This window comes from Parafrankia irregularis, assembly GCF_001536285.1.
GTDB classification, from domain to species: domain Bacteria; phylum Actinomycetota; class Actinomycetes; order Frankiales; family Frankiaceae; genus Parafrankia; species Parafrankia irregularis.
Genome location: NZ_FAOZ01000009.1, coordinates 268,924 through 275,448 on the forward strand (window position 1 = coordinate 268,924; position 6,525 = coordinate 275,448).

5 protein-coding genes are annotated in these 6,525 nt (G+C 73.6%); 1 reads left to right on the forward strand and 4 read right to left on the reverse strand.

The features are described from left to right. Positions 1 to 52: 52 nt before the first annotated feature. Genes AWX74_RS17425 through AWX74_RS17440 form a run of 4 tightly spaced genes read right to left on the reverse strand, consistent with a single transcriptional unit; the run spans position 53 to position 5,432 of the window. Entirely contained in the window at positions 53 to 1,480 is a 1,428-nt protein-coding gene (locus AWX74_RS17425; protein ID WP_091277888.1) for a flavin monoamine oxidase family protein, read from the reverse strand. Then, positions 1,477 to 2,490: a carbohydrate kinase family protein gene (locus tag AWX74_RS17430; protein WP_091277890.1), complete on the reverse strand. Its 1,014-nt coding sequence runs from the start codon at positions 2,488 to 2,490 to the stop codon at positions 1,477 to 1,479. Before AWX74_RS17430 ends, AWX74_RS17425 begins: the two co-directional genes overlap by 4 nt. Then, positions 2,487 to 3,230: a class II aldolase/adducin family protein gene (locus tag AWX74_RS17435; RefSeq protein ID WP_226930835.1), complete on the reverse strand. Its 744-nt coding sequence runs from the start codon at positions 3,228 to 3,230 to the stop codon at positions 2,487 to 2,489. The genes AWX74_RS17430 and AWX74_RS17435 overlap by 4 nt, the downstream gene beginning before the upstream one ends. Beyond that, positions 3,231 to 5,432 carry an MFS transporter gene (locus AWX74_RS17440; RefSeq protein ID WP_091277892.1) on the reverse strand — a complete coding sequence of 734 codons (2,202 nt, stop codon included), beginning with the start codon at positions 5,430 to 5,432 and terminating at the stop codon, positions 3,231 to 3,233. Positions 5,433 to 5,602: 170 nt separating this feature from the next. Between AWX74_RS17440 and AWX74_RS17445 the strand changes: the two genes are divergently transcribed. Continuing rightward, positions 5,603 to 6,256 (forward strand): TetR/AcrR family transcriptional regulator, encoded by a 654-nt coding sequence (locus AWX74_RS17445; RefSeq protein ID WP_207550350.1) that lies wholly within the window; start codon positions 5,603 to 5,605, stop codon positions 6,254 to 6,256. Positions 6,257 to 6,525 lie beyond the last annotated feature (269 nt).

Genomic DNA, 6,525 nt, shown 5'->3' on the forward strand with positions numbered 1-6,525 from the left:
TCGTTGCTCCTCGCGGTTGCTGGGCGGTTGGCGGTGTCGCACGTGATCCCGGTCAGTCCGTGGCGGCGAGGATCGCCTGGGCGGTGTCCCGGCCCGAGCGCACCGCGCCGTCCATGTAGCCGTTCCAGTAGTCGGCGTGTTCGGCGCCGGCGAAGTGGACCCGGCCGAACGGCCGGTCCCGCCAGGGCCCGAACGCGGTCAGCACTCCCGGGGCGGCGACCGCGGTGGGGCCGCCGAGGGTCCACGGCTCGGCCGTCCAGTCCTGCTCGAAGTAGGACCGGGGCCGCAGCGCCCGCCGGCCGACGACCTGCGCGAACGCGCGCAGCACGGCGCCGCGGCGCTCACGGGCCGGCCGGTGCGCCCACGCCCGCCACTGCGGGCCGCCGAGAAACCCCATCAGCACCCCCGGGCCGCCGCCCTCGCCGGGCGGGGAGTTGTCGAACATCGAGCAGACCGTCGACCCGGCGCGGAACACCCCCTGGCCGCTGAGCCCGTCGGCCCGCCAGAACGGCTCGTCGTACACGGCCTCGCACTTCGCCAGCGCTCCGAAGGACAGCCGTTGGAACAGGGCGTCCTGCTGCGGTGGCAGCCGCGGGGACCAGGCGAGCCGCGAGGCGAGCACCGGCGGGGTCGCGACCACGGCGTGCCGAGCCGTCCACGTGCCGCGCTCCGAGCGCACGGTGACCGACCGGTCGCCCTGCTCGATGCCACGTACCGGTGTGCCGAGCCGCACCCGCCCGTCGAGCCGTTCGGCCAGGCGCAGCGCCAGCAGCTGGGAGCCGCCGTGGAAGCGCAGCTCCTGGGCGCCGCCCGCCCCGGCGATGCCCCGGTCGATAGTGCCGGGGTTGCGCTCGTCGCCCATGCCGGCGATGTAGTGGAGGCTGAACAGCAGCGACGCCTCGGCCGCCGTCCCGCCGTAGGCCGAGCCGAGGAAGACGTCGACCAGCTCCAGCCCGCCGGTGCCGGCCGTGACCCGCCGCAGCCAGGTCGCGAAGGTCATCGCGTCGAAGCGCCGGGCGCGGCGGGCCGTCCACGGCGCGTCGATCGGCACCGTGCGGGCCAGCTGGTTCATCCGGGCCATCGCGAGCCCGAGGCCGGGCAGCGCCAGCGGGTCCGGCGGGATGTCGCCGCCGAACCGGCGAGCCCGGCCACGGTGGACGTACACGCTGGCCCCGTGGGCGTAGGCGGGGAATGTCGCGACGCCGAGATCGGCGGCCAGGCCCAGCACCTGGTTCTGGGTGGGCCCGACGAACTGCCCGCCGGCCTCGACGACCTGCCCGTCGCCGAGATCGTGGTTGAGCAGGCGCCCGCCGACCCGGTCACGGGCCTCCAGCACGACGACGTCGCGGCCCGCGGCCCTCAGCGCGTCCGCCGCCGTCAGCCCGGCGAGGCCGGCGCCGATCACGGCGACGTCGACCCTTCTCGGCAGGCTGACCGCAGGCCCGCCCACGACAGTCCCGGCGGTTGTATCGCTGCTCATGGCCGCACCGCGTCCACACCGCCCGGGAGCGCCGCACCGTCGGGGAGCGCCACGGTGGCGGCGGTCGCGGCGAACTCCTCGACGGTGCGCAGGTCGAACTCACCGTGGTCGGTGCCGAGACCGCCCGCGGTGAACGCCGCGCTCGCGCAGCCGAACACGGCGGCCTCCCGCGGCGCCCGGCCGAGCGCGAGCGCGCGCAGGAAGCCGGCGGAGAACGAGTCGCCGCAGCCGGACGTGTCGACGACGTCGACCGCGAACGCGGGGACGCGGTGCACCTCGTCGGCGGTGACGACGACGGCTCCGGCGGCACCCGCGGTGGCCGCCACGCAGCCCACGCCGCGGGCGAGCAGCGCCCGGCAGGCGGCGACGAGATCGGGCTCGCCGGTCCAGCCGAGGACCTGCTCGTCGTTGGGCAGCAGGTAGTCGACGTGCCCAAGAGCGCCCGCGATCCAGTCGAGCATGCCGGGGTCGGCGGGAGCCAGCGAGTCCAGCGAGGTCGTCACGCCGTGCTCGCGGGCGAAGGCGAGGATCCGGCCGGCGGCCTCCCCACCCATGAACTCCGGCCCGCCCAGATGCAGGTGGGTGGCGGCGGCGATGGCGTCCCACGGCGCGTCGTCCGGGCCGTACGTGCCGTTGGCGCCGATCACATGGAACGCCGGCCGCGATCCGTCAGGGCGGATCGGCAGCACGCTGGCGGACGTCTGCGCCCCGTCGCGCCGCACGATCAGTGACGTGTCCACCCCGGCGCGGCCCAGCAGTGCGAGCAACTGGTCCCCGATCGGGTCGGTGCCGACGGCGCCGGCGCTGCGCACCCGCGCGCCCAGCCGGGCGAGCACCAGCGCGGTGCCCCCGGCGGGGCCGGCGGCGGACACCCTGATCTGGTCGACCAGCAGCCCGTCCTGCCCGGCGGGAATGCCGTCGACCGGGCGCACGAGCGTGTCGAGCACATGCGCGCCGAGCGCCACGACGTTCATCTCGCGCGGTGCGTCCAGCTCGGATGTCGCGGTCATCGTGGTGGACGCTCCTCGGCTGCGGTGGGATGTGCTGCGGTGGGATGTGCGGATCGGGTGGTGTCTGCGGATCGGGTGGTGTCTGGGGATCGGGTGGTGCCGTAGCCGCGCTGCGTCGCGGCGTTGATCACCGCCAGCTGCGCGTCGGTGTCCAGGGCCTTCGGGGTGCCGATCGCCGCGGCGCGCCAGTACAGCTCGCAGGCCCATTCGAGCAGCTCGGTCTGCTCGACGGCGCCGGGCAGGGTGGCGGCATGGGTGACCGCGCCGTGGTTGGCCATCAGCGCGGCGGCCCGTCCGTCCAGGGCCGCCAGGACGGCCTCGGCCAGCTCCGGCGTGCCGAACGTGGCGTAGGGCGCCACCCGCACGCTGCCGCCGAGCAGCAGCATCTGGTAGTGCACGCAGGGAACCTCGTCGACGACCAGGCCGACGGCGGTGCTGAGCGGCGCGTGGGTGTGCACGACGGCGCCGGGGTCGTAGCGGCGGTAGATGCCCAGGTGCAGCGCGAGCTCCGAGGTCGGGGCGAGGTCGCCGTGCACGATCCGGCCCTCGAGGTCGACGACGCTGACCTGCTCGGGGGTCAGCTCCTCGAACCGGGCCCCGGTCGCGGTGATCGCGACCTGCCGCGCGCCGACGCGCAGGCTCACGTTGCCCGCGGTGCCGACGACCAGGCCGCGGGCGGCCAGGCTCCGGCAGGACGCCGCGATCTCGGCCCGGGCGGCCTCGACAGCCGTCGACGACATCTAACCCTCCTCCTGCGGCTGCTGCGCCGGCGGATCCTGCACCGTCGCCGGTGTGCCGGTGGTCGCGACCGGCGCCGCGGTGGCGGTGAGGCGGGCGAGCTCGCTGTCGACGGTGGCCCGGTGCTCGGCCGCGATGCGGCGCGCGGTCCGCGGCCGCCAGGCCCCGACCATCAGGAAGATCATGGGAATGAACACGACCTCGCCGGCGACCGCGATCCAGAAGTAGGTCTGCCACTGGCCCGGCGCGTCCTCGGCGGCCTGCTGCACCCGCGGGCCCTGCTTCTCGAGGTAGCGCAGGACGTCCTGCACCGTCGGGTTCTCCAGCACGGTGCCGTACTCGTCGAGGAAGGCGAGGTCGGCGGCGGGCACCGCCGACAGCGCCGTCAGATCGTCGGCGGACCTCAGCACCGCGACGCCGTCGGAGACCAGGAAGCGCAGGTCGTCGCCGGGCAGTGCGAGCAGGGCGGTCAGCCGGACCTGCGCCTGCTCCGGGGTGACGCGCAGAACGGTGGTGAGCTGGTCTGCGGCCTTCGCCAGCACGGCGGGGTCGACGGGGCCGGTGGAGCCGGCAGGTCCGGCGACCAGCGCCTGGCGGGTCGCCGGGTCGAGTGCCCGCAGCGCGGCGGTCTCGTCGACGTGCGACTCGCTGAGGAGAACCGCCCGTACCACATCGTCGACGCTGCGCCCGGACAGCTCTCCGACGGCGCCGGCCTGGACCATCAGATCGTCCGGCTTCGCGGTGAGCGCCTCCTGGGTGGCCCGGCTCAGCGCGCCCGCGGTCGTGATCTCCGCCTGGTAGCGCTCGGCCAGCGTCTGCGCCCGGTCGACGATGCCGGGATCGGCGGCGACCGCCCTGACCACGGCGTTCTGCGTCGCGTCCAGGCGCGGGTCGGTGCCCGCCACGATCGCCTGGACCGCCGGTCCGTCCTGCACCAGCGGGTTGACGGTGGTGACGACATACGGGAGAAGGAACGTCGACAGGGTCACCACGGTGCGGATCGTCAGCCCCCACACCGACAGCCCGGTCGCGGTGAGCGCCGGGTTGCGCCGCTCCACCGTCTCGGTGAACCCGGCCATCCACGGCCCGAACGCCAGCCCCAGCGAAAGCCCGAGCGGGACGAGGATCGCGACGAACGTGTAGTAGCTCGTCCCGGACTGCCCGGTTCGGTCGATCAGCAGCAGCGTGGTGACGATCGCGCCGAGGGCCCCGACGAGCATGAACGGCTTGCGCACACCGAGCCGGTCCGAGCACAGGCCGATCAGGATCAGCGCCACGGTCTGGGTTCCCCACATCCAGTTCCCGAGCGCGTTGGCCTGCGAGGTGGAGAAGCCGAAGACGGTCTGGAAGAAGATCGGGAAGAAGCCGACCGCGACGAAGTAGATGAACAGGAACACGCTGATCGCGATCGCCGAGCCGACAATGTCGACGTGCAGCATCTGGCGGTAGGGGCGGCGCAGCGCCGCGTCGACGTCCAGCCCGCGGGCCCGCGCCTCGACCAGCGCGCGGTCGCGCTCAGTCACGAGCACCTGGTCGCGCAGCGTCGGTGCGAGCTCCCGCAGGAACAGCAGCGACAGGACGAACACGGCGAGCCCGACGAGTCCGGCGATCACGTACTGGTCCTGCCAGTCGTGGATCTCGTCGGCGGTGTTGCTCACCACGGCGCTGGTGACGAGGCTGCCGGCGACGGGGCCGATCGTCCAGAACCCCATCGCGGTGGCGCGCCCCACCTGGGGGCTGAAGTCCCGGACGAGGGCGGCCGTCGCGACGAGCACGGTGCCCTCGAACGCGCCGAGCAGCGTGTAGCAGACCGCGACCGCCCACGCGCCGCTGGCGAGAGGGAAACCGACCAGGCAGGTCAGCGCGCACAGCAGCACCCCGACGGTCACCACGTTCGCACGCCCGTAGCGGTCACAGACCCCGGCGGCGACCGACGTCAGCGCGCTCGCGAGCGCCGAGACGACGTTGATGTTGACGAAGAAGCGGAACGACATCCCGGTGCTCTGCAGCACCTGCTCGCTGACGCCGCTGATCAGGTAGTACTGGTAATAGAACAAGATCGTCGTCAGGACGGCGATCGACAGGTAGGTCAGCCGGGCCCGCGGGGCGGGGAAGTGGGCCAGCTCGCGCCGCCACAGGCGGGCGACCCCGGTGGCCGGGTCGTCGGAGCGGGGCGACCGGCCGGTGTACGTCGCAGTGCTCATCGCGCGTCCTGTCGGTGGTGGTCCGTCCCGGGCTGGGCCTCGCCGGAACGATGCGCGGGACATTAACCTGAAAGTGATTCACCTTCAAGTACGTCATTCGGTGCGACCGGGACATCGGTCGCGACCGGACACGCAGGGCACGCGACAGGACATCAGGAGGCGACACGGCGATGACGGCACCCGACGGCGAGGCCCTCGCCACGGCACGGCTCCCCTCGCTGCGCACGACACCGCAGCAGGCCCGCGGCCGGGCGAAACTGGCCCGGATGCTCGCTGCCGCCGACCAGATCATGGCCACCGAAGGCGCCGACGCGGTCACCACCACCAGGCTCGCCGCCGAGGCCGGTATCTCCGTCGGCACCGTGTACCGCTACCTGCCGCACCGCGGCGCCGTCATCGAGGCGCTGGCCCAGCACTACCTCGGCCTGCTCGAGGCCCAGCTCGAAGCCCTGATCGGCGCGTTCGAAGCTGGCGAGTGGGGGCGGGCGGACCTCGTCGGCGACGCCGTCGACGCCTTCGCCGACTTCTACCGCACCCACCCGGGGTTCCGTGCACTGTGGTTCGGCCGGCACCTGACCGCCGAGACCCGCGATCTCGACCGCGCGCACAAGCAGGCCATGGCCAGCCGGCTCGCCGTCCTCGTCGCGCAGGTGACCGGCCTCGACGGCGACGACCTGCCGCGGGTGAGCCAGGTGCTGCAGCTGGCGACCGACGCCGTCATCCAGGAGGCGTTCCGTGTCGACCCCCGGGGCGACGGGACGCTGCTCGGGCAGCTGAAAACCATGCTCCGCGGCTACGTCGCGGCCCTCGACACCACCGGATAGGCCGCCGGCCTGGTCCTCGGGCTTGGCCGGCCTGTCACACGCATGCGCGAAGGGCGGGACCGGTGATAGCTGGGCGCGGGGTGGTTCCGCGGAACCGCTCCACGCGTCGGCGGCGGTCGCCGTCCGGAGCACCATCCGCGGCCAGTGGTGTGCCGTGGTCGTGTCAGGGTTGTGAGAACTGTCGGTGGTCGGTGTGACGATGCGCGGGTCCGATAGAGCGACGACACCCCTGGCCCGGTGATCCTCATGATCGACACTTCTGCTGCTGC